The organism is Paracoccus litorisediminis (assembly GCF_009711205.1).
Classification (GTDB): domain Bacteria; phylum Pseudomonadota; class Alphaproteobacteria; order Rhodobacterales; family Rhodobacteraceae; genus Paracoccus; species Paracoccus litorisediminis.
In genome coordinates, this window is record NZ_WMIG01000005.1 from 65,542 (window position 1) to 91,034 (window position 25,493).

Annotated in this window: 22 protein-coding genes; 19 read left to right on the forward strand and 3 right to left on the reverse strand. The window is 64.9% G+C overall.

Annotated elements, in window-relative coordinates; genetic code table 11:
• The first annotated feature begins 132 nt into the window (after positions 1 to 132).
• From GL300_RS11840 to GL300_RS11855, 4 genes are all read left to right on the forward strand, one after another.
• Positions 133 to 1,356, forward strand: coding sequence for a glutathionylspermidine synthase family protein (locus tag GL300_RS11840; protein ID WP_155039846.1), 1,224 nt, complete (start codon positions 133 to 135; stop codon positions 1,354 to 1,356).
• Between the two features lie 3 nt (positions 1,357 to 1,359).
• Entirely contained in the window at positions 1,360 to 1,971 is a 612-nt protein-coding gene (locus GL300_RS11845; protein WP_155039847.1) for a DUF1190 domain-containing protein, read from the forward strand.
• Between the two features lie 167 nt (positions 1,972 to 2,138).
• A complete protein-coding gene (eda, locus tag GL300_RS11850; RefSeq protein WP_155039848.1) occupies positions 2,139 to 2,777 on the forward strand; it encodes a bifunctional 4-hydroxy-2-oxoglutarate aldolase/2-dehydro-3-deoxy-phosphogluconate aldolase in 639 nt (212 codons plus the stop codon).
• A 4-nt stretch (positions 2,778 to 2,781) separates the two neighbouring features.
• Positions 2,782 to 3,996 carry an MFS transporter gene (locus GL300_RS11855; protein WP_155039849.1) on the forward strand — a complete coding sequence of 405 codons (1,215 nt, stop codon included), beginning with the start codon at positions 2,782 to 2,784 and terminating at the stop codon, positions 3,994 to 3,996.
• Between the two features lie 92 nt (positions 3,997 to 4,088).
• Here GL300_RS11855 and xseA read toward each other — a convergent pair whose 3' ends face one another.
• Entirely contained in the window at positions 4,089 to 5,651 is a 1,563-nt protein-coding gene (gene xseA / locus GL300_RS11860) for an exodeoxyribonuclease VII large subunit (protein WP_155039850.1), read from the reverse strand.
• 107 nt (positions 5,652 to 5,758) lie between these two features.
• Between xseA and purD the strand changes: the two genes are divergently transcribed.
• From purD to GL300_RS11905, 9 genes are all read left to right on the forward strand, one after another.
• A complete protein-coding gene (gene purD / locus GL300_RS11865; protein WP_155039851.1) occupies positions 5,759 to 7,021 on the forward strand; it encodes a phosphoribosylamine--glycine ligase in 1,263 nt (420 codons plus the stop codon).
• A 331-nt stretch (positions 7,022 to 7,352) separates the two neighbouring features.
• Positions 7,353 to 8,915 (forward strand): 2-isopropylmalate synthase, encoded by a 1,563-nt coding sequence (locus tag GL300_RS11870; protein WP_155039852.1) that lies wholly within the window; start codon positions 7,353 to 7,355, stop codon positions 8,913 to 8,915.
• Between the two features lie 609 nt (positions 8,916 to 9,524).
• A complete protein-coding gene (locus GL300_RS11875) occupies positions 9,525 to 10,559 on the forward strand; it encodes a rod shape-determining protein (RefSeq protein WP_155039853.1) in 1,035 nt (344 codons plus the stop codon).
• Positions 10,560 to 10,571: 12 nt separating this feature from the next.
• Complete coding sequence (gene mreC / locus GL300_RS11880; RefSeq protein WP_192337236.1) at positions 10,572 to 11,570, forward strand: rod shape-determining protein MreC; 999 nt, start codon at positions 10,572 to 10,574, stop codon at positions 11,568 to 11,570.
• On the forward strand, positions 11,563 to 12,093 hold the full coding sequence (locus GL300_RS11885; RefSeq protein ID WP_155039854.1) for a rod shape-determining protein MreD: 531 nt from the start codon (positions 11,563 to 11,565) through the stop codon (positions 12,091 to 12,093). Before mreC ends, GL300_RS11885 begins: the two co-directional genes overlap by 8 nt.
• A 5-nt stretch (positions 12,094 to 12,098) precedes the next feature.
• Complete coding sequence (mrdA, locus tag GL300_RS11890) at positions 12,099 to 14,042, forward strand: penicillin-binding protein 2 (RefSeq protein WP_155039855.1); 1,944 nt, start codon at positions 12,099 to 12,101, stop codon at positions 14,040 to 14,042.
• A gap of 1 nt (position 14,043) precedes the next feature.
• A complete protein-coding gene (rodA, locus tag GL300_RS11895) occupies positions 14,044 to 15,183 on the forward strand; it encodes a rod shape-determining protein RodA (RefSeq protein WP_155039856.1) in 1,140 nt (379 codons plus the stop codon).
• Complete coding sequence (locus tag GL300_RS11900) at positions 15,183 to 16,103, forward strand: 2-hydroxyacid dehydrogenase (RefSeq protein WP_155039857.1); 921 nt, start codon at positions 15,183 to 15,185, stop codon at positions 16,101 to 16,103. Before rodA ends, GL300_RS11900 begins: the two co-directional genes overlap by 1 nt.
• A gap of 82 nt (positions 16,104 to 16,185) precedes the next feature.
• Positions 16,186 to 17,604, forward strand: a complete 1,419-nt coding sequence (locus tag GL300_RS11905; protein WP_155039858.1) for a mannose-1-phosphate guanylyltransferase/mannose-6-phosphate isomerase — start codon at positions 16,186 to 16,188, stop codon at positions 17,602 to 17,604.
• Here GL300_RS11905 and GL300_RS11910 read toward each other — a convergent pair.
• Positions 17,589 to 18,215 (reverse strand): TetR family transcriptional regulator C-terminal domain-containing protein, encoded by a 627-nt coding sequence (locus GL300_RS11910; RefSeq protein ID WP_155039859.1) that lies wholly within the window; start codon positions 18,213 to 18,215, stop codon positions 17,589 to 17,591. The two genes, GL300_RS11905 and GL300_RS11910, sit on opposite strands and share 16 nt — an antisense overlap.
• Positions 18,216 to 18,456: 241 nt before the next feature.
• Between GL300_RS11910 and GL300_RS11915 the strand changes: the two genes are divergently transcribed.
• From GL300_RS11915 to GL300_RS11940, 6 genes are all read left to right on the forward strand, one after another.
• A complete protein-coding gene (locus GL300_RS11915; RefSeq protein WP_155039998.1) occupies positions 18,457 to 19,701 on the forward strand; it encodes a Zn-dependent hydrolase in 1,245 nt (414 codons plus the stop codon).
• Positions 19,702 to 19,762: 61 nt separating this feature from the next.
• Complete coding sequence (hydA, locus tag GL300_RS11920; protein WP_155039860.1) at positions 19,763 to 21,214, forward strand: dihydropyrimidinase; 1,452 nt, start codon at positions 19,763 to 19,765, stop codon at positions 21,212 to 21,214.
• 1 nt (position 21,215) lies between these two features.
• Positions 21,216 to 21,989, forward strand: a complete 774-nt coding sequence (locus GL300_RS11925; RefSeq protein WP_155039861.1) for an ABC transporter ATP-binding protein — start codon at positions 21,216 to 21,218, stop codon at positions 21,987 to 21,989.
• A gap of 9 nt (positions 21,990 to 21,998) precedes the next feature.
• The gene (locus GL300_RS11930) at positions 21,999 to 22,862 is read left to right on the forward strand and encodes an ABC transporter permease (protein WP_155039862.1); all 864 of its coding nucleotides are present in this window, start codon (positions 21,999 to 22,001) and stop codon (positions 22,860 to 22,862) included.
• Entirely contained in the window at positions 22,859 to 23,695 is an 837-nt protein-coding gene (locus GL300_RS11935; protein WP_155039863.1) for an ABC transporter permease, read from the forward strand. The genes GL300_RS11930 and GL300_RS11935 overlap by 4 nt, the downstream gene beginning before the upstream one ends.
• A gap of 35 nt (positions 23,696 to 23,730) precedes the next feature.
• Positions 23,731 to 24,717 (forward strand): ABC transporter substrate-binding protein, encoded by a 987-nt coding sequence (locus tag GL300_RS11940; protein ID WP_155039864.1) that lies wholly within the window; start codon positions 23,731 to 23,733, stop codon positions 24,715 to 24,717.
• Between the two features lie 77 nt (positions 24,718 to 24,794).
• Here GL300_RS11940 and GL300_RS11945 read toward each other — a convergent pair whose 3' ends face one another.
• Positions 24,795 to 25,484, reverse strand: a complete 690-nt coding sequence (locus tag GL300_RS11945; protein WP_155039865.1) for a c-type cytochrome — start codon at positions 25,482 to 25,484, stop codon at positions 24,795 to 24,797.
• Positions 25,485 to 25,493 lie beyond the last annotated feature (9 nt).

Consider the following 25,493-nt stretch of genomic DNA (forward strand, 5'->3'; position numbering starts at 1 on the left):
GGAAGCAGCTTGGCGCGAAGCAATTGATCCGGCAAGCCCCCGCGCTGAAGTCCCGACGCGGCGACCCGTCGCTGCACCATGGGGTTGCACATGGTCCGGCCCTCCTCCATGTCCGAGGTTCAAGGAGAAAACATGCGCAAACTGACCCTGCCCGAGCGCCCCGGCTGGCGCATTGAGGCCGAACGCCTCGGTTTTACCTTTGCCGACATGGGGGGCGAACCCTATTGGGATGAGACATCTGCCTATCAATTCAGCCTCCGCGAAATCGAGGCCGAGCTGGAGGCCCCCGCGACCGAGCTGCACGCCATGTGCCGCGAGGCCGTGGATGTCGCCCTGCAAAGCGAGGAATGGATGGACCGTCTGGCCATCCCGCCCGAGCATCGCGACTTCATCGCCGACAGCTGGACGCGGCGTGAGCCCGAGCTTTATGGCCGTTTCGATCTGGCCTATGCGGGCAATGGTCCGGCCAAGCTTCTGGAATACAATGCCGACACGCCGACCTCGCTTTACGAATCGGCGTCGTTCCAGTGGCTGTGGTTCGAACAGCAGCAGGAACTGGGCGTGCTGGGCCATGATGCCGATCAGTTCAACGGCATCCATGAGGCGCTGGTTGACCGCTTTGCCCAGATTTTCGCCAAGGGCGAGGACGTGCATTTCGCTGCCGACGCCCAGAACCCCGAGGATTACGCCACTGTCGAGACGCTGGCATGGGCCGCACGAGAGGCGGGTCTGGGTGCACATTTCACCGATCTGGCGCAGATCGGCCTGACCGAGCAGGGACAGTTCGCTGACGACCAGTCGCGCGTCATCGGATCTCTGTTCAAGCTTTACCCGTGGGAGGACATGCTGCGCGACGACTTCGCGGCGCACCTGCAACCCTCGGGCACGCGCTTCGTCGAGCCACCATGGAAGGCGATCCTGTCGAACAAGGGACTGCTGCCGCTGCTGTGGCAGATGTTCCCCGGCCATCCCAACCTGCTTCCGGCCTTCTTCCTTGACGATGTGCAGGAGGCCCTGAATGGCGGCAGCCCCGCCCCGCAGGTTTCCGCCGCCTTCACCGCCGCAGCGCCGCAACTGGCAGCCGGGCATGTGACGAAGCCGATCTTCTCGCGCGAAGGTGCGGGCGTCACCATCCACGAATCCGGCCATGTCACCGCGCAGGTGACCGATGACAGCTATTCACATCACCCGATGATCGTGCAGGCACTCGCAACCCTGCCGGAATTCGACGGCTTCCACCCGGTGATCGGCGCATGGATCGTCGGCGAGCAATGCTGCGGCATCGGCCTGCGCGAGGACCGCGCCCGCATCACCCACAACCTGTCGCGCTTCAAGCCGCATTTCATCGAGGGCTGACCCATGACCCATCGCAAACGTTCGCGCCATGTCGCGCTGGTTCTTCTGGGCACCGCGACCCTTGCCCTTGCCGCCTGCGAGGATGACCGCGTCGACGCTCAGGCCTTCCCCGATCTGGACAGCTGCATCGCCGCCAGCAAGGAAAACGGCCTGTGGTTCACCGAGGATGACTGCCGTAAGAACTTCGCCGCCGCGCAGAAGGAACTGGTCGAAACCGCCCCGCGCTATGCATCAAAGGAGCTTTGCGAACAGGAGCACGGCGCGGGCAATTGTGGCGACGACCCGGCGGCGGCCCAGCAATCGGGCGGCGGTTTCTCGTTCATGCCGCTGCTGATGGGCTACATGATGGGCTCGATGATGTCGCGCGGTGCAGGTGCCTATTCGCAACCGATGGTCAAGACCGCGAATGGCCAATACAGCACGCCCAAGGGCGACCAAAGCTTTGCCAGCAATACCGGCCGGGGCAAGGTCACAACCCAGACATTCCAGCGTGCGCCAACCACGCTGGGCAAGCCGCCAATGACCGCTTCGCAGGTCAGCCAGCGCGGCGGCTTCGGCGCGGCCCGCACCGCCCGCCCGACCTCTGGCGGCGGCGGACGGCTGTTCGGCGGCTGATCCTTCTTTCTTGCGGAAATATCCTCGGGGGTGAATTGCGGCGCAGTCGCAAGAGGGGGCAGAAGGCCCCCTTCCCCAGCGCCGCTATCGCTAACGTCCATGTCTTGATCCTCGGCCATGAAAAGCGCAGTCTGCCGCGGAATTCACGCCAACCCCGAGGAACGCCCATGACCCCCGAGATCCAGTCCCAGAAAAGCCGCGCGCTTTGCCAGCTTGCCCCGGTGATTCCCGTTCTGGTCGTCAAGGACGCAACCAAGGCCGAGGGTCTGGCCACCGCACTTGTCGCGGGGGGCTTGCCGGTGCTGGAGGTGACCCTGCGCACCCCCGCCGCGCTGGACGTGATCCGCGAGATGGCCAAGGTCACCGGCGGCCATGTCGGCGCGGGCACCGTGCTGACCCCCGATGACGCGAAACGCGCCAAGGATGCCGGGGCCAGCTTCGCCGTCTCGCCCGGCCTGACCGAGACGCTGGCCCGTGCCTGCGCCGATATCGACCTGCCGCTGCTGCCCGGCGCGGTCACCGCCTCCGAGGTGATGCGCGCGATGGAACTGGGCTATTCGATGCTGAAATTCTTCCCGGCCGAGGCGGCGGGCGGCACCAAGTCGCTGAAAGCCATCGGCGCGCCGCTGCCGCAGGTCAGCTTCTGCCCGACCGGTGGCATTACTCTGGCCAGCGCGCCGGAATACCTGTCGCTGCCCAATGTCATCTGCGTCGGTGGCAGCTGGATCTCGCCCGATGCGGACGTGGCCGAAGGCAACTGGCAAGCCATCGAGACCCGCGCCCGCGAGGCATTCGGCCTGCGCTGATCCCATGAACCCGGCCAGCGCCGCACGCCGCACCTGGCGCAATGTCTCTGTCCTGATCCTTGCGCAATCAGTGCTGGGCGCGCAGCTGTCGATGATCTTTATCGTCGGCGGGCTGGCCGGGCAGATGCTCAGCCCCAATCCCTGCATCGCCACCCTGCCCCTGTCGATGATGGTGCTGGGTTCGGCCCTGGCAGCAAGGCCGCTGGCCGGCTTCATGCGCAGCCATGGTCGGCGTGCGGGCTTCCTGCTGTCCTGCGGGTTGGCGGCGCTGGGGGCTGCGCTGGCCGCGCTGGCACTGGTCTGGGGGAATTTCTGGCTGTTCTCGTTCAGCGCGTTGCTGAGCGGGGTTTATATGGCGGCGCAGGGCTTCTTCCGCTTTGCCGCGACCGATTGCGCCCCGCCCGAGATCCAGCCGCGCGCCATCTCATGGGTGCTGGCCGGGGGGTTGGTGGCGGCCTTTACCGGGCCGTTTCTGGTCCGCATGACCGCCGAGGCCACCGCCATCCCCTTCCTTGCCACCTATGGCGCGATCGCCCTGCTGAACCTGCTGGGTCCGGTGATCTTCGCGTTTCTGGACATCCCGCGTCCCGCCCCTGTCACCGCCGGGACCAGCAGCGGCAGGCCGCTTTCGGAACTGCTGCGCGTCCCCCAGATCGTCGTCGCCACCGTTTGCGCGATGGTGTCCTATTCGCTGATGAACCTTGTGATGACCTCGGCCCCGCTGGCCATGGTGGGTTGCGGGTTTCACACATCAGACGCGGCGGGGGTGGTGTCGTTCCACGTGCTGGCGATGTTCGCGCCGTCCTTCTTTACCGGCCATCTGATCGCGCGGTTTGGCGCGGCCCCCATCGTCATGCTGGGATTGGCGATCCTTGCCGGAGCTGGGGCGACCGCGCTGGCCGGGGTAACGCTCGCGCATTTCCAGATCGCGATGGTGCTGCTGGGGCTTGGCTGGAACTTCGGCTTTATCGGGTCGACCACCATGCTGACCCGCGCCTATCGACCGGAAGAACGCGAGCGGGTGCAGGGGTTGAACGACGCCGCCGTGTTTGGCGGGGTGTTCCTCGCATCGCTGTCCTCGGGCGGGCTGATGAACTGCATCGGCGGCGAGGCCCGCGACGGCTGGTCGGCGGTCAATCTGGCGATGCTGCCGTTCCTGGTCATTGCCGGGGCTGCGCTGCTGTGGCTGGCGTTGCGGCCGCGTGAGACGGCGCGGTAGATCGGCGCTCTGCCCCGTTCGTCACGGAAAAGGTCCCCCGGACCTTTTCCCAAGCGCCTCACCCCCGGGATATTTTCAGCAAGCAAGAAGCTTCAGAAAAGGGACTTCTGGTCCGTCGCGGGTTTCGTCGTGCGGGTCGGTTTTCCCGACGCCCCCTCGGGCCGAACCGGAACCCGGCCATCCGAGAATTCGATCTCGAAGCGCGGAGTTTCGGCGGCCTGCACGGCCGAGGTCAGAAGCCCGTTCGGGCCATGCACCACCGCATAGCCGCGGCGCAGGGTTTCAGTATAACCCAGCGTCTGGCGCAGACGGTCCAACCGGTCCAATCGGTCGCGATGCGGCGGCACCAGGCGGGTCGAGACCGCTTGCAGGCGGCGGCTCAGACCAGCCAGTTCCTGCTTTTGACGGGCAATCTGGCGGGCACCGTCATTGAGCGACCTTGCCTTTGCGCGTTCAAGACGGGCGGCAATGTCGGTCAGACGCTCGTGGCGGCGGATGCTGTTTCGTCCGGTTCCCGCTTGCAGGCGCTGGCCCTGATCCGACAGGCGGTCACGGCGGTGGCTTAGACTTGCCCGCAGGACCGAAAGCGACAAGGGTTGCGCGTTCAGCCGCTCGCGACGGCTGCGGACAAAGGTGCGAAGCGCCGGGGCAAGCCGATCCGCGATCAGGTCAAAACGCTGGCGCGCCGGGTCGGTCAGCGCCTGCGGGCGGCCAAGCGCGCGGGCCAGATCGGTCAGCCGCTGACGCTGGCGCAAGTCGCGCTGCTGGACGGCCCGGATCATGCGGGCGGCGGCCTCGGCCAGCCGGGCGGCCAGATCGGAGCGCACCGGCACGGCCATTTCCGCCGCAGCCGTGGGCGTCGGCGCGCGGCGATCCGAGGCGAAGTCGATAAGCGTGGTGTCGGTTTCATGTCCGACCGCCGAGATCAGCGGGATGTCGCTGGCGGCGGCGGCGCGGACCACCGATTCCTCGTTGAAGCCCCAAAGGTCCTCAAGGCTGCCACCGCCGCGCGCGACGATGATCAGGTCGGGACGCGGAATCGGGCCGTCCTTGGCCAGCGCGTTGAAGCCCTGAATGGCGGCGGTGACCTGCGGGGCGCACCCCTCGCCCTGAACGGCCACCGGCCAGATCAGCACGCGGGTCGGGAAGCGGTCGCGCAGGCGGTGCAGGATGTCGCGGATGACCGCACCGGAAGGCGAGGTCACGACCCCGATCACCCGCGGCAGATAGGGCAGCGGGCGCTTGCGGCTCTCGTCGAAAAGCCCCTCGGACGCCAGTTGCTTGCGGCGTTTCTCCAGCATCATCATCAGCGCGCCGGCGCCCGCCGGTTCGATCTCATCGACGATCAGCTGGTATTTCGACTGGCCGGGAAAGGTGGTCAGGCGACCGGTGGCGATGACCTCGATGCCTTCCTCGGGGCGGGTGGACAGACGCGCGGCCTGCCCCTTCCACGTCACGGCGGCGATGACCGAGCGGTCGTCCTTGAGGTCGAAATAGATATGGCCCGAGCTTGGGCGCGAGACGCGGCCGATCTCTCCGCGCACGCGGACGCGGCCGAATTCGCCTTCAAGCACGCGTTTGACCGCCCCCGAGATTTCCGAGACGGTGAATTCGGGCGCATTGCTGCCGGGCTGGGGGTCTTCGAACAGTTCCATATTCCGGTTCTGGCTTGGCTTTGTGCAGGGTTCAAGGGAAGTTTCGCATTGATCCGGCGCAAGGCAGTTCCTATCAGGCGCGTAACATCCGCAGAAGGGGCCTTCACATGAACATCCTGATCCTCGGCAGCGGCGGGCGCGAACATGCGCTGGCCTGGGCGATCCGGCAGAATCCGAAATGCGACCGCCTGTTCGTGGCCCCCGGCAATGTCGGGATGGAGAGCCTTGCCCGGCTGGCCGAACTGGACATCCTGTCGGGCAGCGCCGTGATCGGCTTCTGCGAAGAAAACGCCATCGATCTGGTCGTGGTCGGCCCCGAGGCCCCGCTGGCGGCAGGCGTCGCCGACGATCTGCGCGCGGCGGGAATTCTGGTCTTTGGCCCGTCCAAGGCGGCAGCAATGCTTGAGGCATCGAAAAGCTTCACCAAGGAGGTCTGCGATGCCTGCGGCGCGCCGACCGCCGCATGGGCGCGTTTCGACACAGCTGAACCGGCCCGCGCCTATATCCGCGAAAAGGGCGCGCCCATCGTCATCAAGGCGGACGGGCTGGCCGCTGGCAAGGGCGTGACCGTCGCCATGTCCGAAGCCGAGGCCATTGCCGCCATCGACGACGCCTTTGGCGGGGCCTTTGGCGCTGCCGGGGCGGAGGTCGTGATCGAGGAGTTCATGGCGGGCGAGGAAGCCAGCTTCTTCATCCTGTGCGATGGCACGGACTGCCTGCCGATCGGAACGGCGCAGGACCACAAGCGCGTCGGCGATGGCGATACCGGTCCGAACACCGGCGGCATGGGCGCCTATTCCCCTGCCCCGGTACTGAGCCAAGCCATTCAGGACGAGGTGATGGCGCAGATCGTCCGCCCGACCGTCGCCGAGATGGCGCGGCGCGGTACGCCCTTCCAGGGCATCCTTTACGCCGGGTTGATGATCGAGAACGGGCATGCTCGACTGGTCGAATACAACGTCCGCTTCGGCGATCCGGAATGTCAGGTGCTGATGATGCGCCTTGGCGCGCAGGCGCTGGACCTGCTTCTGGCCTGCGCCGAAGGGCGGTTGGCTGAAACTGCCGTGACCTGGGCCGACGACCATGCCCTGACCGTGGTTCTGGCCGCCAATGGCTATCCGGGGACCTATGAGAAGGGCACCGAGATTCGCGGGCTGGACCAGCTTGCCGAGGATTCGTCCCATATGGTGTTTCATGCCGGAACGGCCGCCAAGGACGGGCAGATCATCGCCACCGGCGGACGGGTTCTGGCGGCGACCGGGCGCGGCGCGAGCCTTGCCGAGGCGCATGAGCGCGCCTATCGCCTTGCCGATGCCATCGACTGGCCCGGCGGCTTCTATCGCCGCGACATCGGCTGGCGCGCGCTTTGAAGCGTGGCCCCCGGCTGCACTGTCGCTGGGGTATTTCAGAAACGAAGAAATCGGGCGGCGCGAGAGGATTGCGCCGCCTTTTTCATGTCGCCAGTGAAAATTGCGCCGTTACGTCAATTTCCGCCTTTTCAAGCCGGCGGCAGGGGTTCTATATTCCGCGCCATGACTCGGATGCGACACATCGCCACGACCCAGAACGCGCAAATCGGCGCGCGTTTCGCCGTGAGCCTCCGCGGTCTCCTTCTTCTTACGCTGCGCTGAGCGGGTCTCCGGGCTACCGCTCAGTTTGGCCGCGCCCGGACCTGAGTAGCGTAAAGAAGGATTCCCGAAAATGACCGACAAGAACCGCGTATGGATCTTTGACACCACCCTGCGTGACGGCGAGCAGTCGCCCGGCGCAACCATGACCCATGCCGAAAAGCTGGAAATCGCCCAGATGCTGGACGAGATGGGCGTGGACATCATCGAGGCGGGCTTCCCCATTGCCTCGGAAGGCGATTTTGCCGCTGTCAGCGAGATCGCGAAACTGTCGAAGAACTCGGTGATCTGTGGGCTGGCGCGTGCGCAACTGCCCGATATCGACCGCTGCTGGGAGGCCGTGAAGCATGCCCGCCAGCCGCGCATTCACACCTTCATCGGCACCTCGCCGCTGCACCGCGCCATTCCCAATCTGGACATGGACCAGATGGCCGAGCGCATCCACCAGACCGTGACCCATGCCCGCAACCTGTGCGACAATGTGCAATGGTCGCCGATGGACGCGACCCGGACCGAGCATGACTACCTGTGCCGCGTGGTCGAAATCGCGATCAAGGCGGGCGCCACCACGATCAACATCCCCGACACCGTGGGCTATACCGCGCCGCGCGAATCTGCGGCCCTGATCCAGATGCTGCTGGAGCGTGTGCCGGGCGCGGATGACATCATTTTCGCCACGCATTGCCATAACGATCTGGGCATGGCGACCGCGAACGCTCTGGCCGCCGTCGAGGCAGGCGCGCGCCAGATCGAATGCACCATCAACGGGCTGGGTGAGCGCGCTGGCAATACCGCGCTGGAAGAGGTCGTGATGGCGCTGAAGGTGCGTCATGACATCATGCCCTATGACACCCATATCGACACGACCAAGATCATGGGCATCTCGCGCCGGGTCAGCCAAGTCTCGGGCTTTCCGGTACAGTTCAACAAGGCCATCGTCGGCAAGAACGCCTTCCTGCACGAATCCGGCATCCATCAGGACGGCGTGCTCAAGAACGTCGAGACCTTCGAGATCATGCGCCCCGCCGATATCGGTCTGAATGAGGCCAACATCGTCATGGGCAAGCATTCGGGCCGCGCCGCGCTGCGCTCGAAGCTGCGGGATCTGGGCTATGAACTGGGCGACAACCAGCTGAAGGACGTGTTCGTCCGCTTCAAGGCGCTGGCCGACCGCAAGAAGGAAATCTACGACGACGATCTGGTCGCGCTGATGCAGGACAGCACCGCGAATACCGACAGCGACTACCTGCAGGTCAAGCACCTGCGCGTGGTTTGCGGCAGCGACGGGCAATCGGCCGACCTGACCATGATCGTCGGCGGCGAGGAGAAAACCGTCCATGCCGAGGGCGACGGCCCGGTCGATGCCTGCTTCAACGCGGTGAAGGCGATCTGGCCGCATAATGCCGTGCTGCAGCTGTATCAGGTCCATGCCGTGACCGAAGGCACCGACGCACAGGCGACGGTCAGCGTCCGCATGGAGGAAGAGGGCCGCATCGCCACCGGTCAGGCTGCCGATACCGACACGATCCTGGCCAGCGTCAAGGCTTATGTCGGGGCTCTGAACCGGCTGAAAGTCCGCCGCGAGATGGTCGGCGAGGGTACGGATTCCAAGCAGGTCAGCATGTATTCGCACTGACCCCAGTTTCGGGACGACTATCAGGGGACGGCTTCAGGCCGTCCCTTTTTGTTTAGAAGGCGAAGGGAGACAGCAGGCGGCCCTTGCGACCGAATCGCGGTCATCGAAGCCACACGAGGGATATTCGTCGCCTTCAATCCTGCCCGGTGCGGCTGTGTGCGAACGACCGGCAGTCGTCGTCGCCTTGGTCCAGCAGAACCGACACCCGCAAGATCCGAGTCGCATTGGCCGCGAAAGCGCCAACTCGCGCGTAGGGCGAGTAACCTCGTCGTGTGCACAGGGACGGCGATATCGGAGTACAATCAGGCTCAGATGCTCACGGACCTCACCGCCGGAAGCGATATCCTCTTGCAAAATATCGCGTTTCCTGATGGTGAGGATTTTGTCAGACAGGTCATGCCCGGACCCGCCGCTGGTCAAGCCGCACAAGGTCGGCAGCCAATGGCGCGGCTTTGCCATGAACCGAATATTTCGGTTTCCCACGGCAATGTCAGGGCATATATGTCCGGCAACTTCGATGAGGGGACTCATCGGGGCAATCGGACAATGGCCGTCGAAAAACGACGGCAAACACGCCGTCATGGCAGGGACGGCAGAAGGGATAATCAGATGGCCTTTGGCGGGTTGTTTTCCACCGACATCGCGATCGACCTCGGCACAGCGAACACGCTGGTCTATGTCAAGGGCAAGGGGATCATCCTGAATGAGCCCTCGGTCGTCGCCTATCACGTCAAGGACGGCAAGAAGCAGGTTCTGGCCGTCGGCGAGGATGCGAAACTGATGCTGGGCCGCACGCCCGGCAGCATCGAGGCCATTCGTCCGATGCGCGAAGGCGTCATCGCCGATTTCGACAGCGCCGAGGAGATGATCAAGCACTTCATCAAGAAAGTGTTCCGGCGCACGACTTTCTCGAAGCCCAAGATCATCGTCTGCGTGCCGCATGGCGCGACCCCGGTCGAGAAACGCGCGATCCGCCAGTCGGTCCTGTCCGCTGGTGCGCGCAAGGCCGGTCTGATCGCCGAACCGATCGCAGCCGCCATCGGCGCGGGCATGCCCATCACCGAACCGACCGGCAGCATGGTCGTCGATATCGGCGGTGGCACCACGGAAGTGGCAGTCCTGTCGCTGGGCGACGTGGTTTACGCACGCTCGGTCCGTATCGGCGGCGACCGCATGGATGACGCACTGATCAACTACCTGCGCCGCAACCACAACCTGCTGGTCGGCGAATCCACCGCCGAGCGGGTCAAGACTCAGATCGGCACCGCCCGCATGCCCGATGACGGCCGTGGCGCGACGATCATGGTTCGTGGCCGCGACCTGCTGAACGGGATCCCCAAGGAAATGGAGATCACCCAAGCCATGGTCGCCGAGGCGCTGGCCGAGCCGGTGCAGCAGATCTGCGAGGCCGTCATGGTCGCGCTGGAAGCGACCCCTCCGGATCTGGCAGCCGACATCGTCGACCGCGGCGTCATGCTGACCGGCGGCGGCGCGATGCTGGGCGATCTGGATCTGGCGCTGCGCGAGCAGACCGGCCTTTCGATCACGCTGGCTGATCAGCCGATGAGCTGCGTCGCACTTGGCACCGGCAAGGCGCTGGAGTTCGAAAAGCAGCTGCGCCACGTCATCGACTACGACAGCTGATCGGGACAGGCTGTGGCACGCAAGGGCCCCGATTATGTGGCTCCGGTCCGGCGCGTCCTGGTTTCGCTGCTGATCCTGCTGCTGCTGTCGATCTTCCTGTTCTGGCAGATCGACAGCCCCCGCGCCGAGCGGATCCGGTCCATGGTGATCGACCGCTTCGTGCCGGGCTTCGAATGGGCGATGGCCCCGGTGACGCGGCTAAGCCGCATGGTCGCCGGGTTCGAATCCTATGCACGGCTATACGAACAGAACCAGGAACTGCGGCGCGAGCTGCAGAAGATGTCGGCATGGAAAGAGGCCTCGGTCCAGCTTGAGCAGGAAAATGCCAAGCTGCTGGCGCAGAACAATGTCCGCATCGATCCGGCGCTGACCTCGGTTTCGGGGGTGGTGCTGACCGATAGCGGCACGGCCTTCCGGCAATCAGTGCTGCTGAACGTGGGCGCGCGCGACGGCATTCTGGACGGCTGGGCGACGATGGACGGGCTGGGTCTTGTCGGTCGGATTTCCGGCGTGGGTGAAACCACCAGCCGCGTCATGCTGCTGACCGATCCCTCCAGCCGGATTCCGGTTAACATCCTGCCTTCGGGGCAGCATGCGCTGCTGAGCGGCGACAATACCTCGTTCCCGGCGCTGGATTTCATCGAAAGCCCCGAGAACCTGCGTCCGGGCGATCGGGTGATCAGTTCGGGCGATGGCGGCGTCTTCCCGCCCGGTCTGCCGGTCGGTCAGGTGGCGCAGGCCAGCGACGGCAGGCTGCGGGTTCGGTTGTCCGCCGATTACGGGCGGCTGGAATTCCTGCGCGTGCTGCGCAGCCACCCGTCCGAACGGTTGGCCGATACCGGGCTGTTGATCCCGCCGCCCCCGGCCGAGTTCATCGGCCCACCGATGCCCCCGGCCATGGATGTGGACCCGGCGGCACTGAAGCCTGACCCGGCAGCCGAAGGGGCCATCCAACCGGCCCCGGACCTGCCCGAAGCCGAGCCCAATCCCGACGGGCAGGACAATGATTGAGCAGGCCCGACGCCACCGGCTGGCGGGGCAGATCCTGTTCATTCTGCTGTTCCTTGCCATCCTGTTCCTGCGGTTGATGCCGCTCAATCCCGGCCGGGTGATCTGGCCGGGGCCGGATCTGGCGATCTGCCTGAGCATCGGCTGGGTGCTGCGGCGACCCGAACAGGCCCCGGTGCTGATCATCGCGGCGTTGTTCCTGCTGGAAGACATCCTGCTGCTGCGCCCCTTGGGCCTGTGGGCCGCGATCGTCGTCATGGGAACCGAGGCTGCCCGCCGCCGCGAGCAGCATTGGCGCGAGTTGCCATTCATGATTGAATGGCTGCGGGTGGCCGTGCTGCTGGCGCTGATGCTGCTGGCCTGCCGCTTCACCCTTGCGCTGTTCTTCCTGCCCCGGCCGCCGCTGGGACAGGCGATCCTGCAATTCATCGCCACGACGGCCGCCTATCCGATCGTCGTGGGGCTGATGCGCTGGCCTTTGGGCCTGCGCCGCAGCCAGGTCGATCCCGAAACGAGGCAACGCTGACCGCCATGCGCAAGTCGCAAAGGGAAATCGCCGAAAGCAGCCGCCTGATCTCGCGTCGGGTGCTGATGCTGGGGGTCATTCAGGCCGCCGTCATCAGCACGCTGGGCCTCAAGCTGCGCTCGATGCAGCTGGAACATGCCGAAGAATACCGGATGCTGTCGGATGGCAACTCGATCAAGATTCGCCTGCTGCCCCCGGCACGCGGGCTGATCCTTGACCGCAATGGCACGGTGATCGCCGGGAATGAACAGAATTACCGCGTGACGCTGACGCGTGAGGATGCGGGCGACATCTCGACCGTGGTGGCGCGGTTGCGCCGCATCATCCCGATGAACGACCGCCAAGCCGCCGAGCTGATCACCGAGATCCGCCGCCGCAGCGCCGTCACCCCGGTCATGGTCGCCGATAGGCTCACGTGGCAGGAATTCTCCTCGATCGCGCTGAATGCGCCTGCTTTGCCCGGCGTCACCCCGGAATCCGGCCTGTCGCGCAGCTATCCCCGCGCGGGCGATTTCTCGCATGTGCTGGGCTATGTCGGCCCGGTCTCGGATTTCGACCTGTCCAAGATCGAGAACCCCGATCCCGTCCTGCGCCTGCCGGAGTTCCAGCTGGGCAAGATCGGCATGGAGGCCAAGCTTGAGGAGCCCTTGCGCGGCAAGGCAGGCTCTCGCCGGGTCGAGGTGAACAGCGCCGGTCGCGAAATGCGCGAACTGTCCCGCCAAGAGGGCCAGCAGGGCGCGACGGTCCAGACCACCATGGACGCGCGGCTGCAGAACTATGCCGCGCAGCGGCTGGGCAATGAAAGCGCCGCGGCCGTGGTCATCGACGTGACCAATGGCGATATTGTGGCGATCTCCTCCTCGCCGGGCTTCGATCCGAACAAGTTCGTGCGCGGCATCAGCTCGACCGACTACAAGGAGCTGATGCAGCACGACCACCGCCCGCTGGCGGACAAGACCGTTCAGGGGGCCTACCCGCCCGGCTCGACCTTCAAGATGGTGACGCTGCTGGCCGGGCTGGAGGCCGGGGTGATCAATCCCGGATCGCGCTTCTTCTGCCCCGGCTACATTCAGGTCGCGGGCCGCCGCTTCCATTGCTGGAGCAAGGGTGGCCACGGCACGGTCGACGCGGTGCGCAGCCTCGAACAGTCCTGCGACGTCTATTACTACGAACTGGCGCAGAAGGTCGGCATCGACCGCATCGCCGCCATGGCCCGCCGCATGGGCATCGGGGTGCGTCACGACCTGCCGATGTCCGCGATCACCGAGGGCATCGCCCCCGACCGCGCTTGGAAAATGGCCCGCTACAAGCAGGAATGGCAGGTCGGCGATTCGATCAACGCCTCGATTGGTCAGGGCTATGTGCTGGCCTCGCCCCTGCAGCTTGCTGTGATGGCGGCGCGCGTCGCCACTGGCAAGGAGGTCATTCCCCGTCTGGTCCGCGCCATCGACGGCGTCGTCCAGCCGGTACCCGAGTTCGCCGATCTGGGCATCAACCCGCTGCACCTGCGCACGGCACGCGGCGGCATGGACGCGGTGATGAACGGCAGCCACGGCACGGCACGCCGCGCCCGGATCGTGGCACCCGAATGGCAGATGGCGGGCAAGACCGGCACCAGTCAGGTCCGCAACATCACCGCCGCCGAACGGGCGCGGGGTGTCATCTCGAACGACCAGCTGCCGTGGAACCGGCGTGACCACGCCCTGTTCGTCTGCTTCGCCCCCTATGAGATGCCGCGCTATGCGGTTTCGGTCGTGGTCGAGCATGGCGGAGGCGGCTCGGCAGTCGCGGCCCCCATCGCCCGCGACATCCTGCTTTTCGCGCTGGCCGACGGCCTGCCGCCCCTGTCCGCCTATCCGGACGGAGAGCGCGCCAAGGTCGAGGAAATGTGGTCCAAGATGAACCTCATGCCCGAACCGGCCAGCAAGACCGCCCGAGCGAAGGCCTGACATGAGCTATCTGGATTATTCGGTCGAGCGCGTCCCGACCGGCTGGCGCAAGGTCCTGTATCTGAACTGGCCGCTGGTTTTCCTTGTTACCGCAGTCAGTTGCATCGGATTCCTGATGCTCTACTCGGTTTCGGGCGGGGATATTGACCGCTGGGCCATGCCGCAGATGGAGCGTTTTGTCGCCGGCATGGCGATCATGTTCGGGCTGGCTTTCGTGCCGATCTGGTTCTGGCGCTCGATCGCGGTCGTGGCCTATGTGATCTGCGTGCTGCTGCTGGTCGGCGTCGAGGTCATGGGACATGTCGGCATGGGCGCACAGCGCTGGCTGGTCCTTGGCCCGATCCGCATCCAGCCATCGGAACTGACCAAGATCGCCTTCGTGATGACGCTGGCCGCCTATTACGACTGGCTGCCGATCGAAAAGGTCTCGCGCCCGCTTTGGGTGCTGATCCCGGTCCTGCTGATCCTGACGCCGACGGCTTTGGTGCTGATGCAGCCCGACCTTGGCACCTCGATCATGCTGATTGCAGGCGGCGGCATCGTGATGTTCGCGGCGGGCGTCAGTCTTTGGTATTTCGGCGCGGTCATTGCCATCGTCGTCGGCCTGATCACAGCGGTGATGGAAAGCCGCGGCACCGACTGGCAGTTGCTGCACGAATACCAGTTCAAGCGCATCGACACCTTCCTTGACCCCGGTTCGGACCCGCTGGGCGCGGGCTACAACATCATGCAGGCCCAGATCGCGCTGGGATCGGGTGGTTGGTCGGGACGCGGCTTCATGCAAGGCACGCAGTCACGGCTGAACTTCCTGCCCGAGAAGCACACCGACTTCATCTTCACCTCGCTGGCCGAGGAGTTCGGCTTTGTCGGCGCGGGGACGCTGCTGATGCTGTATGTGCTGATCCTTGGCTTCTGCCTGCATTCGGCGCTGACCAACCGGGACCGTTTCGCCAGTCTGATGACCATCGGTATCGCCGGGACATTCTTTCTGTACTTCTCGATCAATATGGCCACGGTGATGGGGATGCTTCCAGCCAAGGGCTCACCCCTTCCGCTGGTCAGTTATGGGGGGACTTCGCTGATGATCTTGCTGATGGGCTTTGGCATCCTGCAATCCGCCCATGTCCACAGGCCGCGCTGATGCGGGTGCTGTTCGCCGCCCCCGCACGTCTGTGGGATGACTGGGCCCCCGCACTGCGCGCCGCCTGCCCCGAGATCGAGCTGACCCGCGACGGCGCGCCCGACAGTTTCGATGCGCTGATCTATGCGCCCGGCTACCCCGAGGACGGAACCGAGCTGGACTTCAGCCCCTTCGTGAATGCCCGCGTGGTGCAAAGCCTGTGGGCCGGGGTCGAGCGGATCGTGACCAACCCGACACTGACCCAGCCCTTGTGCCGCATGGTCGATCCGGGGCTGGCGCAGGGCATGGTCGAATATTGCACCGGCTGGGCCATGCGCGCCCATCTGGGCATGGACAATTACCCGCAGGACGGGGTCTGGCGGCAAGGGATGACACCGCCATTGGCCTCGGATCGCGAAGTCACCGTGCTGGGCATGGGTGAACTGGGTCGCGCCGTGGCCGCGACGCTGGCCGGGCTTGGCTTTGACGTCGCCGGCTGGTCGCAATCGGGTCGCCCGGTCGAGGGCATCCCGGTCCTTGCCGGAGATCAGCTGGAACTGGCACTGGCGCGGGCCGAGATCCTGATCTGCCTGCTGCCCGACACGCCTGAAACCCGCAATCTGCTGGATGCCGACCGCCTTGCCTTGCTGCCCGAAGGCGCGACGGTCATCAATGCCGGTCGGGGTACGCTGATCGACGATGCGGCATTGCTGACCGCGCTGGATCGCAACCACCCCGGCCATGCGGTGCTGGATGTCTTCCGGACCGAGCCGTTGCCGCCGGACCACCCGTTCTGGTCGCATCCCCGCGTGACGGTGACGCCCCATATCGCCGCCGAGACCCGCCCGGCGACAGCTGCGCTGGTCGCCGCGGAAAACCTGCGCCGCGCCATGCGGGACGAGGCACTGCTTTACCGCGTCGACCGCATGCGCGGTTACTAAGGTTGCGACTTGCCGCCCGGAAATTCGCGGCGGATAAAGAGCTTGGCGGACAATAACGAAACGACCCCCATGGAGTGATGGCATGGTGATGACCCCTGTTCTTCTGGCTGGCGGATCGGGCACCCGGCTTTGGCCGGTCTCTCGCAAAAGCTTTCCCAAGCAATTCGCGCCGCTGGTCGGAGAGGAATCGCTGTTCCAGGCCTCGGCCCGCAGGCTGTCGGGCGTGCGCTTTGGCGCACCGCTGGTCATGACCAATGCCGATTTCCGCTTCATCGTGGCCGAGCAACTCGACCAGATCGGGATTGCCCCCTCGGCCATCCTGATCGAGCCCTCGGGCCGGAACACCGCCCCCGCGATCCTTGCTGCCGCCCTGACCGTGGCGCGGACCGACCCGGAAGGGCTGCTGCTGGTCGCGCCCTCGGATCATGTCGTGCCCGACGCCGAGGCCTTTGGCCGCGCGGTCGAGCTGGGCGTGCCTGCCGCGCAGATGGGCCAGATCGTGACCTTTGGCATCACCCCGACCCGCCCCGAAACGGGCTATGGCTACATGGAGGCTGCGGGCGCGGGCGAAGGCCCGGTGACGCTTAAGCGCTTTGTCGAAAAGCCCGATGTGGCGACGGCCGAGCAGATGATCGCGCAAGGAAATTTCCTGTGGAACGCGGGCATCTTCCTGTTCTCGGCCCGCACCATGATCGAGGCTTTCCGCGCCCATGCGCCGGAATTTTTTGCCCCGGTCGAAGAGGCGCTGGGAACGGCGAAAACCGATCTGGGCTTCCTGCGGCTGGCCCCGGCGCCTTGGGACAGCCTGCCCGACCTGTCCATCGACTATGCGGTGCTGGAAAAGGCCGACAACCTGTCCGTCGTGCGTTTTTCCGGCCATTGGTCCGACCTTGGCGGTTGGGACGCGGTCTGGCGCGAGGCCCAGGATGCCACCACCGAACGCGGCAATGTCACCGACACCCGCTCGACCGCGATCGATTGCGACAATGTGCTGCTGCGCTCGCAGGATGAAGGGATCGAGGTCGTCGGCATCGGGCTGAAGGACGTGATGGTCGTCACCACCAACGATGCCGTGCTGGTGGCCGGAATGGACCGCGCGCAAGAGGTCCGCAAGGCCGTCAGCGCGCTGAAATCCAAGGGCGCGCGTCAGGCCGAGACCTTTCTGCGCGATCACCGTCCGTGGGGCTGGTTCGAGACGCTGGCCCTTGCCGACCGCTTCCAGGTCAAGCGCATCGTCGTCAATCCCGGCGCGGCGCTGTCGCTGCAATCGCATTTCCACCGGTCTGAACACTGGATCGTGGTCAGCGGCACGGCGCGGGTGACGGTCAATGAGGTGGTGACGCTGGTGACCGAAAACCAATCGATCTATGTCCCGCTGGGTGCTGTGCATCGCATGGAAAACCCCGGCAAGGTGCCGATGGTGCTGATCGAGGTTCAGACCGGCGTCTATCTGGGCGAAGATGACATCGTGCGCTACGAGGATGTCTATTCCCGCGGCTGAACCCGCAGCATCCGCCGATAGAGCTGGTCAAGAAAGACCTCTGCCTCGGCATAGGGATCGTGGTCGGGGCCAAGCACGGCCCTGACCTGCACCTCGAAATCGGCGTAATGCTGGGTCAGCGCCCAGATCGAGAACAGCAGATGATGCGGATCGACCGGGGCGATGCGGCCCTCGGCGATCCAGAGGGCGATGAGGGCGGATTTTTCCTCGACCAGCTCGCGCAGTTCGCCGCCAAGGATCGGCTGCAGCCGTGGCGCGCCCTGCAGCACCTCATTGGCGAAAAGTCGGCTTTCCTGCGGGTAGTCGCGCGACATTTCCAGTTTGCGCCGGGCATAGGCAAGGATCTGGTCCGCCGGATCGCCCTCTGCCCGCATATCGCGCAACGGCCCCAGCCACAGATCCATCAGCCCGCGCAGTAGCTCGGTATGGATCGCGTCCTTGGACTGGAAATAATACAGCACATTGGGTTTCGACAGGCCTGCCGCCTCGGCGATCTGGTCGATGGTGGTCCCGGCGAATCCCCGTGCCGAAAATTCGCGCAACGCGGCGGTCAGGATCGTTTCGCGGTTCTTTCTCTGGATGCGGCTTTGCCGACGCGGCTGTTCCTGCATGGGTTTTCCGTGAAAGGCGCGGCATCGGACTAAGGACTGACATCGCCGCGCTTGACTGCCTATGGACCCGTGCTAGCCTGATCCTGACCAAATGGTCAATAATTTGCGGCGAAAGGGTCAGAGTGCCTTTCAGGCATGTCACGTCCCAAGACCGATCCCGCCGACCGTCCGCAGAAGACGGCGGCCAGACAGGAAGGAAGATGCGATGACCACTGCCCCCGGCGGAACGGATACGGCTGTCATGCCCGCGGCCAACATGAAGGTCGACGGCGACCGGCTGTGGGACAGCCTGATGGAGATGGCCAAGATCGGCCCCGGCATCGCGGGCGGCAATAACCGTCAGGCCCTGACCGACGAGGACGCCGAAGGCCGCCGCCTGTTCCAGCATTGGTGCGAGGAAGCAGGCATGGCGATGACCGTCGATCAGATGGGCAACATGTTCTTCCGCCATGAGGGGACTCATCCCGATCTGGACCCGGTCTATATCGGCAGCCATCTGGATACCCAGCCCACGGGCGGGAAATATGACGGCGTTCTGGGCGTGCTAGCGGGCCTTGAGGTCATCCGCTCGATCCGCGATCTGGGCGTGCGGACGCGCCGGCCCATCGTGGTCACCAACTGGACGAATGAGGAAGGCACGCGCTTTGCCCCGGCCATGCTGGCCTCGGGCGTGTTCGCTGGGGTGATCGAACAGGATTTCGCCTATGCGCGCCATGATGCCAAGGGCAAGACCTTTGGCGATGAGCTTGAGCGGATCGGCTGGAAGGGCTCTGAAAAGCCCGGCGATCGCAAGATCCACGCCATGTTCGAATACCATATCGAGCAGGGCCCGATCCTTGAGGCGGACGGGGTGCAGATCGGTGTGGTGACCCATGGGCAGGGTCTGCGCTGGATCGAATGCACGGTGACCGGCAAGGGCCAGCATACCGGCTCGACGCCGATGCGGATGCGCCGGAATGCCGGGCGCGGCTTGGCGCAGCTGACCGAGCTGGTCCATGAGATCGCGATGAAGCATCAGCCCGCTGCCGTGGGTGCGATCGGCCATATCGACGTCTATCCGAACAGCCGCAACATCATCGCCGAAAAGGTTGTCTTCACAGTCGATTTCCGCAGCCACCTGCTGCCAGTGCTGCTGGCCATGGTTGAGGAGTTCAACGCCCGCGCGCCCGCGATCTGCTCGGATCTGGGTTGCGAGTTTTCCGCAGAGGTGGTGGGGCAGTTCGACCCTCCGGCCTTCGATGCGGCACTGGTCGAACGGGTACGTTCTGCCGCTGACCGGCTGGGTTACAGCCGGATGGATATCGTCTCGGGCGCGGGGCATGACGCCTGCTGGGTCAACAAGGTCGCGCCGACGGTGATGATCATGTGCCCCTGTGTCGACGGATTGTCCCACAATGAGGCCGAGGAGATCAGCCCGGAATGGGCCTCAAGCGGGGCTGACGTGCTGCTGCATGCGGTGCTGGAAACGGCCGAGATCGTCGCGTGACATCGCGGGGGCGCTGCCCCCGCACCCCCGGGATATTTTTGCAAGAAAGAAGGGTTGAGGGATGAGCACGGTCATCAAAGGCGGCACCATCGTCACCGCTGATCTGAGCTACAAGGCCGATGTTCTGATCGATGGCGGCCGGATCGTCGCGATTGGCGAAGGACTGGTGGGCGAAAAGGTTCTGGACGCCTCGGGTTGCTATGTCATGCCGGGCGGGATCGACCCGCATACCCATCTGGAAATGCCCTTCATGGGCACCTATTCCGCCGATGATTTCGAATCCGGCACGCGGGCGGCGCTGGCGGGCGGCACGACCATGGTGGTGGATTTCGTCCTGCCCTCGCCCGATCAGGGGCTGCTGGATGCGCTGAAGATGTGGGACAACAAGTCCGGCCGGGCGCATTGCGATTACAGCTACCACATGGCGGTTACCTGGTGGGGCGAGCAGGTCTTTGACGAGATGGACGAGGTGGTGAAGCGCGGCATCACCAGCTTCAAGCATTTCATGGCCTATAAAGGTGCCTTGATGGTGAACGATGACGAGATGTTTTCGTCATTCCGCCGGGTCGGCGATCTGGGCGGCGTCGCGCTGGTCCATGCCGAGAATGGCGATGTCGTGGCCGAGTTGTCGGCGCGTCTGCTGGCCGAGGGGAATACCGGCCCCGAGGGTCACGCCTATTCCCGCCCGCCTCAGGTCGAGGGAGAGGCCACCAACCGCGCCATCATGATCGCGGATATGGCGGGTGTGCCGCTTTATGTGGTCCATACGTCCTGCGAGGATGCGCATGAGGCGATCCGCCGGGCGCGGGCGCAGGGCAAGCGGGTCTGGGGCGAGCCGCTGATCCAGCATCTGGTGCTGGACGAAAGCGAGTATTTCAACCCGGACTGGGACCATGCAGCGCGGCGGGTGATGTCGCCCCCGTTCCGCAACAAGCTGCATCAGGACAGCCTTTGGGCCGGGTTGCAATCGGGCAGCCTGTCCTGCGTTGCGACCGATCATTGCGCCTTTACCACCCAGCAGAAGCGCTATGGGGTTGGTGATTTCACCAAGATCCCGAACGGGACGGGCGGCCTTGAGGATCGGATGCCGGTGCTGTGGACCAAGGGCGTAGGGACCGGGCGGCTGACCCCGAACGAGTTCGTGGCCGTCACCTCGACCAATATTGCCAAGATCCTGAACATGTATCCGAAGAAAGGCGCGGTTCTGGTCGGCAGCGACGCCGATCTGGTCGTCTGGGACCCCGAGGCGGAAAAGACCATCAGCGCCGGGACGCAGCAATCTGCCATCGATTACAATGTCTTCGAGGGGATCAAGGTCAAGGGCCTGCCGCGTTTCACCCTGACCCGTGGTGTGGTCGCCGTGACCGAGGGCAAGGTCGACAGCCACGAAGGCCATGGCGAATTCGTCGCCCGCGAGGCACGGCCCGCCGTCAATCGCGCGCTATCAGCTTGGAAGGAGCTGACCGCGCCCCGCCCGGTCGAGCGCTCCGGCATTCCGGCCAGCGGGGTCTGAGTTGTCGGTCATCGAGGCGCAGGGCGTCAGCCTGACTTTCCAGACCGCCGACGGCCCGGTCCATGCCCTGAAGGACGTGGACCTGACCATAGGCAAGGGCGAATTCGTCAGCTTCATCGGCCCATCCGGCTGCGGCAAGACCACCTTCCTACGCACCATCGCCGCGCTGGAAACCCCGACCGCGGGCCGGATCGGCGTCAACGGCCTTAGCGCCGATGAGGCACGGCGCGCGCGGGCTTACGGCTATGTCTTTCAGGCACCGGGGCTTTACCCGTGGCGGACGATTTCGGGGAATATCTCTCTGCCTCTTGAAATCATGGGATTTTCAAAGACAGATCGTGCCAAACGTATTGCCCGCGTTCTGGATATGGTCGAGCTTTCGGGTTTTGGCGGCAAGTTCCCGTGGCAGCTTTCGGGAGGAATGCAGCAGCGCGCCAGCATCGCGCGGGCGCTGGCCTTCGACGCCGATATCCTGCTGATGGATGAACCCTTCGGCGCGCTGGACGAAATCGTGCGCGACCGCCTGAACGCCGCTCTGTTGGAGCTTTGGGCCAAGACCGGCAAGACCATCGGCTTTGTCACCCATTCGATCCCCGAGGCGGTGTATCTGTCCACCAAGATCGTTGTCATGTCCCCGCGCCCCGGCCGCATTACCCGCATCATCGAAAGCACCCTGCCACGCGAGCGCCCGCTGGAGATCCGCGACACTCCCGAATTCATCCGCATCGCGCAAGAGGTCCGCGAGGGCCTGCGCGAGGGCCACAGCTATGATTGAGGCGCGGCAATGAAACATGCCCTGCCCGTCCTGACCGTGCTTTGCGCCATCATCCTTGGCTGGTATGTCGCGGCCGTCGCCCTGAATGCGCCTTGGGCGCGCGATCAGGCAGCGCGGGCCGGAACAAGCCTGACCATGCCGGCGCTGATCCGCGCGACGATGACACAGGAACGCCCGGTTCTGCCCGCGCCGCATCAGGTTGCCAAGGGCGTCTGGGACGGGGTCGCGGGGCAGAAGATCACCTCGAAGCGCAGCCTTGTCTGGCACGCGGGCGTCACGCTGTCGGCGACGCTGGCAGGCTTTGCCATTGGCAGCCTTGCGGGCATCCTGCTGGCTGTGGGGATCGTGCATAGCCGGGTCATGGATCTGTCCGTCATGCCTTGGGCCATTGCCAGCCAGACCGTGCCGATCCTTGCCATTGCGCCCATGGTCATCGTGGTCTTTGCCAGCGCGGGCGTGACCGGACTGGTTCCCAAGGCGATGATCGCGGCCTGGCTTTCCTTCTTTCCGGTGCTGGTCGGCATGGTCAAGGGGCTGAGGACACCCGACCGAATGCAGATGGACCTGATGCACAGCTGGAACGCCTCGCGCGCGCAGGCCTTCTGGCGGCTGCGGCTGCCCTCGGCCATGCCCTACCTGTTCGCCAGCCTCAAGGTCGCGGTGGCGGCGGCGCTGGTCGGCACCATCGTCGGCGAATTGCCTGCGGGGGCAACGGCGGGCTTGGGCGCAAGGCTGCTCTCGGGCAGCTATTACGGCCAGACGATCCAGATCTGGGCCGCGCTTTTCGCCGCCGCCGCACTGGCCGCGGTCTTGGTCATGGTGATCAGCGGGATCGAGCGTGTCACGCTGAAACGCATGGGGCTGGCGCGATGACCGCCGCCCTGCCCCTGATCGCGGTCTGGCTGGGCGCGTTTGGCCTGAACACATGGCTTGCGCGGTATCGCGGTCCTATCCCATCGGCGCTGGTGCCGCTGATCTTCGGCGCAACCATCCTGATCCTGTGGGAGATGGCTTGCCGCAGCTTTGCCATTCCCGCCGTGATCCTGCCCGCCCCCAGCCAGATCTGGACGGCGTTCGGGGCCAACCTGCCGCTGCTTTGGGGCGATTTTGTCCAGACCATCCTGAAGGGCGCGCTGTCCGGTTGGCTGATTGGCGCCGCCGCTGCGGTCGCCACCGCCATCGCCATCGACCGCTCACCCTTCCTGCAACGGGGCCTGCTGCCCATCGGGAACTTTGTCGCGGCCCTGCCCATCGTCGGCATCGCACCGATCCTTGTCATGTGGTTCGGCTTCGACTGGCAGTCCAAGGCCGCCGTCGTCGTTGTCATGGTCTTCTTCCCAATCCTCGTGAACATGGTCGCCGGGCTCAAGGCCACCGATGCGCTGGCCCGCGACCAGATCGCAACATGGGGGGCCAGCTATACCCAAGCGCTGCTAAAGCTGCGCCTGCCCGCAGCGATGCCGTTCCTGTTCAACGGGCTCAAGATCACCACGACGCTGGCGCTGATCGGGGCCATCGTCGCCGAGTTCTTCGGCAGCCCGACCCGCGGCATGGGCTTTCGCATCTCGACCGCCGTGGGCCAGCTCAACATGCCGCTGGTCTGGGCCGAAATTCTGGTCGCGGCACTGGCCGGAACCGCCTTTTATGGAATTGTCGCGCTGATCGAGAGGCGGGTGACCTTCTGGCACCCCTCGCAGCGCCAATAAGCCGGGGCCAAAAGCCCTCAACAGTGGAGAGAGTGATGAAGAAATTCCTGATTTCGGCGGGTCTGCTTTCGCTGATGGCGGGCGCGGCCTCGGCAGCGGATGACCTGACCCTGCAACTGAAATGGGTCACGCAAGCCCAGTTCGGCGGCTATTACGTCGCCAAGGACAAGGGCTTCTACGAAGAAGAGGGCCTGAACGTCACCATCAAGCCGGGTGGGCCGGATATCGCGCCGGTGCAGGTGCTGGCCGGGGGTGGCGCGGATGTCACCGTCGAATGGATGCCCGCAGCACTTGCCGCCCGCGAAAAGGGCCTGCCCATCGTCAATATCGCCCAGCCCTTCAAGAAATCCGGGATGATGCTGACCTGCCTCAAGGAAAGCGGCGTCGCCGACCCCAAGACCGACTTCAAGGGCAAGACGCTGGGCGTCTGGTTCTCGGGGAACGAATATCCCTTCCTCAGCTGGATGAACCATCTGGGCCTGAAAACCGATGGCAGCCCCGACGGCGTGACCGTGCTGAAACAGGGCTTCAACGTCGATCCTCTGCTGCAGAAACAGGCCGCCTGCATCAGCACCATGACCTATAACGAATATTGGCAGGTGATCGACGCAGGCATCAAACCCAAAGAACTCGTCACCTTCAAATATGACGATCAGGGCGTCGCCACGCTGGAAGACGGGCTCTACGTGCTTGAAGAAAAGCTGAACGACCCCGCCATGGCCGACAAGCTGACCCGCTTCGTGCGCGCCAGCATGAAGGGCTGGAAATACGCCGAGGAACATCCGGCCGAGGCCGCCGAGATCGTTCTGGAAAATGACGAAACCGGCGCCCAGACCATTGAGCACCAGACCCGCATGGCCGGAGAAATCGCCAAGCTGACCGCCGGATCGACCGGCGCGCTGGATGAGGCCGATTTCAAGCGCACGGTCGAGACGCTGCTCTCGGGCGGCTCGGACCCGGTGATCTCGAAAGCGCCGGAAGGGGCATGGACCCACGCCATCTCTGACAAGGCGCTGAACTGACCGGGCTTCTTTCTTGCCTAAATATCCTCGGGGGTGTCCCCGTAGGGGACGGGGGGCAGACAGCCCCCCTTCTTTTTTCACTCCTGATCGGGCAGCGCGGGAAGTTTGCGCAGATACAGAACGATCGCGTCCAGATCCTCGGGCGTCATCTTCGCCAGATAGGGATAGGGCATCGGCGGCAGCATTGCGGTGCCGTCGGGCCGTTTCGCCTGCGTGATCATCACCTTCAGCTCGCCATCGGAATAGTCGACCAGCCCATCCGGACCATTCGTCAGATTGGCGGCGACGGCGACGCCCCAGGGCCCGTGGAACTCGAACCCCCCTGCCCCCAACCGCTTGTCGACCATCGGCCCCTGCGGTCCCATCGGTGTGTGGCATTCCATGCAGTGGCTGATCGGCCCGGCCAGATAGGCACCATATTCCGCACTGACGCCGCGCGCGGGCGGGGTCACGCTGGCGATCGGAGGACCGTAGGCAGGCGGCAGCGGGATCGCATATTCCGACTTGCCCGGATCACCCTCGACCGCAGGGATGCTGCGCAGGTACATCACGATCGAGGCCAGATCCTCATCGCCGAGGCCCCTATACATGGTAAAGGGCATGGGCGGACCAATCAGGCTGCCATCGGGACGCAGCCCCTCGCGGATCGCGCGGGCTAGATCGGCATCGCTCCAATCCGCGATACGCGAGGCGGGGGTGATATTCGGCGCGATGGCGGTGAAGGACGGGTTCTTGTCGACCAGACGGCCGCTAAGGTCGCGGGACATGTCGAAACC

Coding starts and splice junctions, on each gene's coding strand:
- GL300_RS11945 (WP_155039865.1), bottom strand. CDS start 25,484: ATGTCCCGCGACCTTAGCGGCCGTCTGGTCGACAAGAACCCGTCCTTC.
- rodA (WP_155039856.1), top strand. CDS start 14,044: ATGAGCTATCTGGATTATTCGGTCGAGCGCGTCCCGACCGGCTGGCGC.
- GL300_RS11900 (WP_155039857.1), top strand. CDS start 15,183: ATGCGGGTGCTGTTCGCCGCCCCCGCACGTCTGTGGGATGACTGGGCC.
- GL300_RS11855 (WP_155039849.1), top strand. CDS start 2,782: ATGAACCCGGCCAGCGCCGCACGCCGCACCTGGCGCAATGTCTCTGTC.
- GL300_RS11930 (WP_155039862.1), top strand. CDS start 21,999: ATGAAACATGCCCTGCCCGTCCTGACCGTGCTTTGCGCCATCATCCTT.
- mrdA (WP_155039855.1), top strand. CDS start 12,099: ATGCGCAAGTCGCAAAGGGAAATCGCCGAAAGCAGCCGCCTGATCTCG.
- GL300_RS11845 (WP_155039847.1), top strand. CDS start 1,360: ATGACCCATCGCAAACGTTCGCGCCATGTCGCGCTGGTTCTTCTGGGC.
- eda (WP_155039848.1), top strand. CDS start 2,139: ATGACCCCCGAGATCCAGTCCCAGAAAAGCCGCGCGCTTTGCCAGCTT.
- GL300_RS11870 (WP_155039852.1), top strand. CDS start 7,353: ATGACCGACAAGAACCGCGTATGGATCTTTGACACCACCCTGCGTGAC.
- GL300_RS11885 (WP_155039854.1), top strand. CDS start 11,563: ATGATTGAGCAGGCCCGACGCCACCGGCTGGCGGGGCAGATCCTGTTC.
- GL300_RS11915 (WP_155039998.1), top strand. CDS start 18,457: ATGCCCGCGGCCAACATGAAGGTCGACGGCGACCGGCTGTGGGACAGC.
- GL300_RS11875 (WP_155039853.1), top strand. CDS start 9,525: ATGGCCTTTGGCGGGTTGTTTTCCACCGACATCGCGATCGACCTCGGC.
- GL300_RS11905 (WP_155039858.1), top strand. CDS start 16,186: ATGGTGATGACCCCTGTTCTTCTGGCTGGCGGATCGGGCACCCGGCTT.
- purD (WP_155039851.1), top strand. CDS start 5,759: ATGAACATCCTGATCCTCGGCAGCGGCGGGCGCGAACATGCGCTGGCC.
- hydA (WP_155039860.1), top strand. CDS start 19,763: ATGAGCACGGTCATCAAAGGCGGCACCATCGTCACCGCTGATCTGAGC.
- xseA (WP_155039850.1), bottom strand. CDS start 5,651: ATGGAACTGTTCGAAGACCCCCAGCCCGGCAGCAATGCGCCCGAATTC.
- GL300_RS11940 (WP_155039864.1), top strand. CDS start 23,731: ATGAAGAAATTCCTGATTTCGGCGGGTCTGCTTTCGCTGATGGCGGGC.
- GL300_RS11840 (WP_155039846.1), top strand. CDS start 133: ATGCGCAAACTGACCCTGCCCGAGCGCCCCGGCTGGCGCATTGAGGCC.
- GL300_RS11910 (WP_155039859.1), bottom strand. CDS start 18,215: ATGCAGGAACAGCCGCGTCGGCAAAGCCGCATCCAGAGAAAGAACCGC.
- GL300_RS11935 (WP_155039863.1), top strand. CDS start 22,859: ATGACCGCCGCCCTGCCCCTGATCGCGGTCTGGCTGGGCGCGTTTGGC.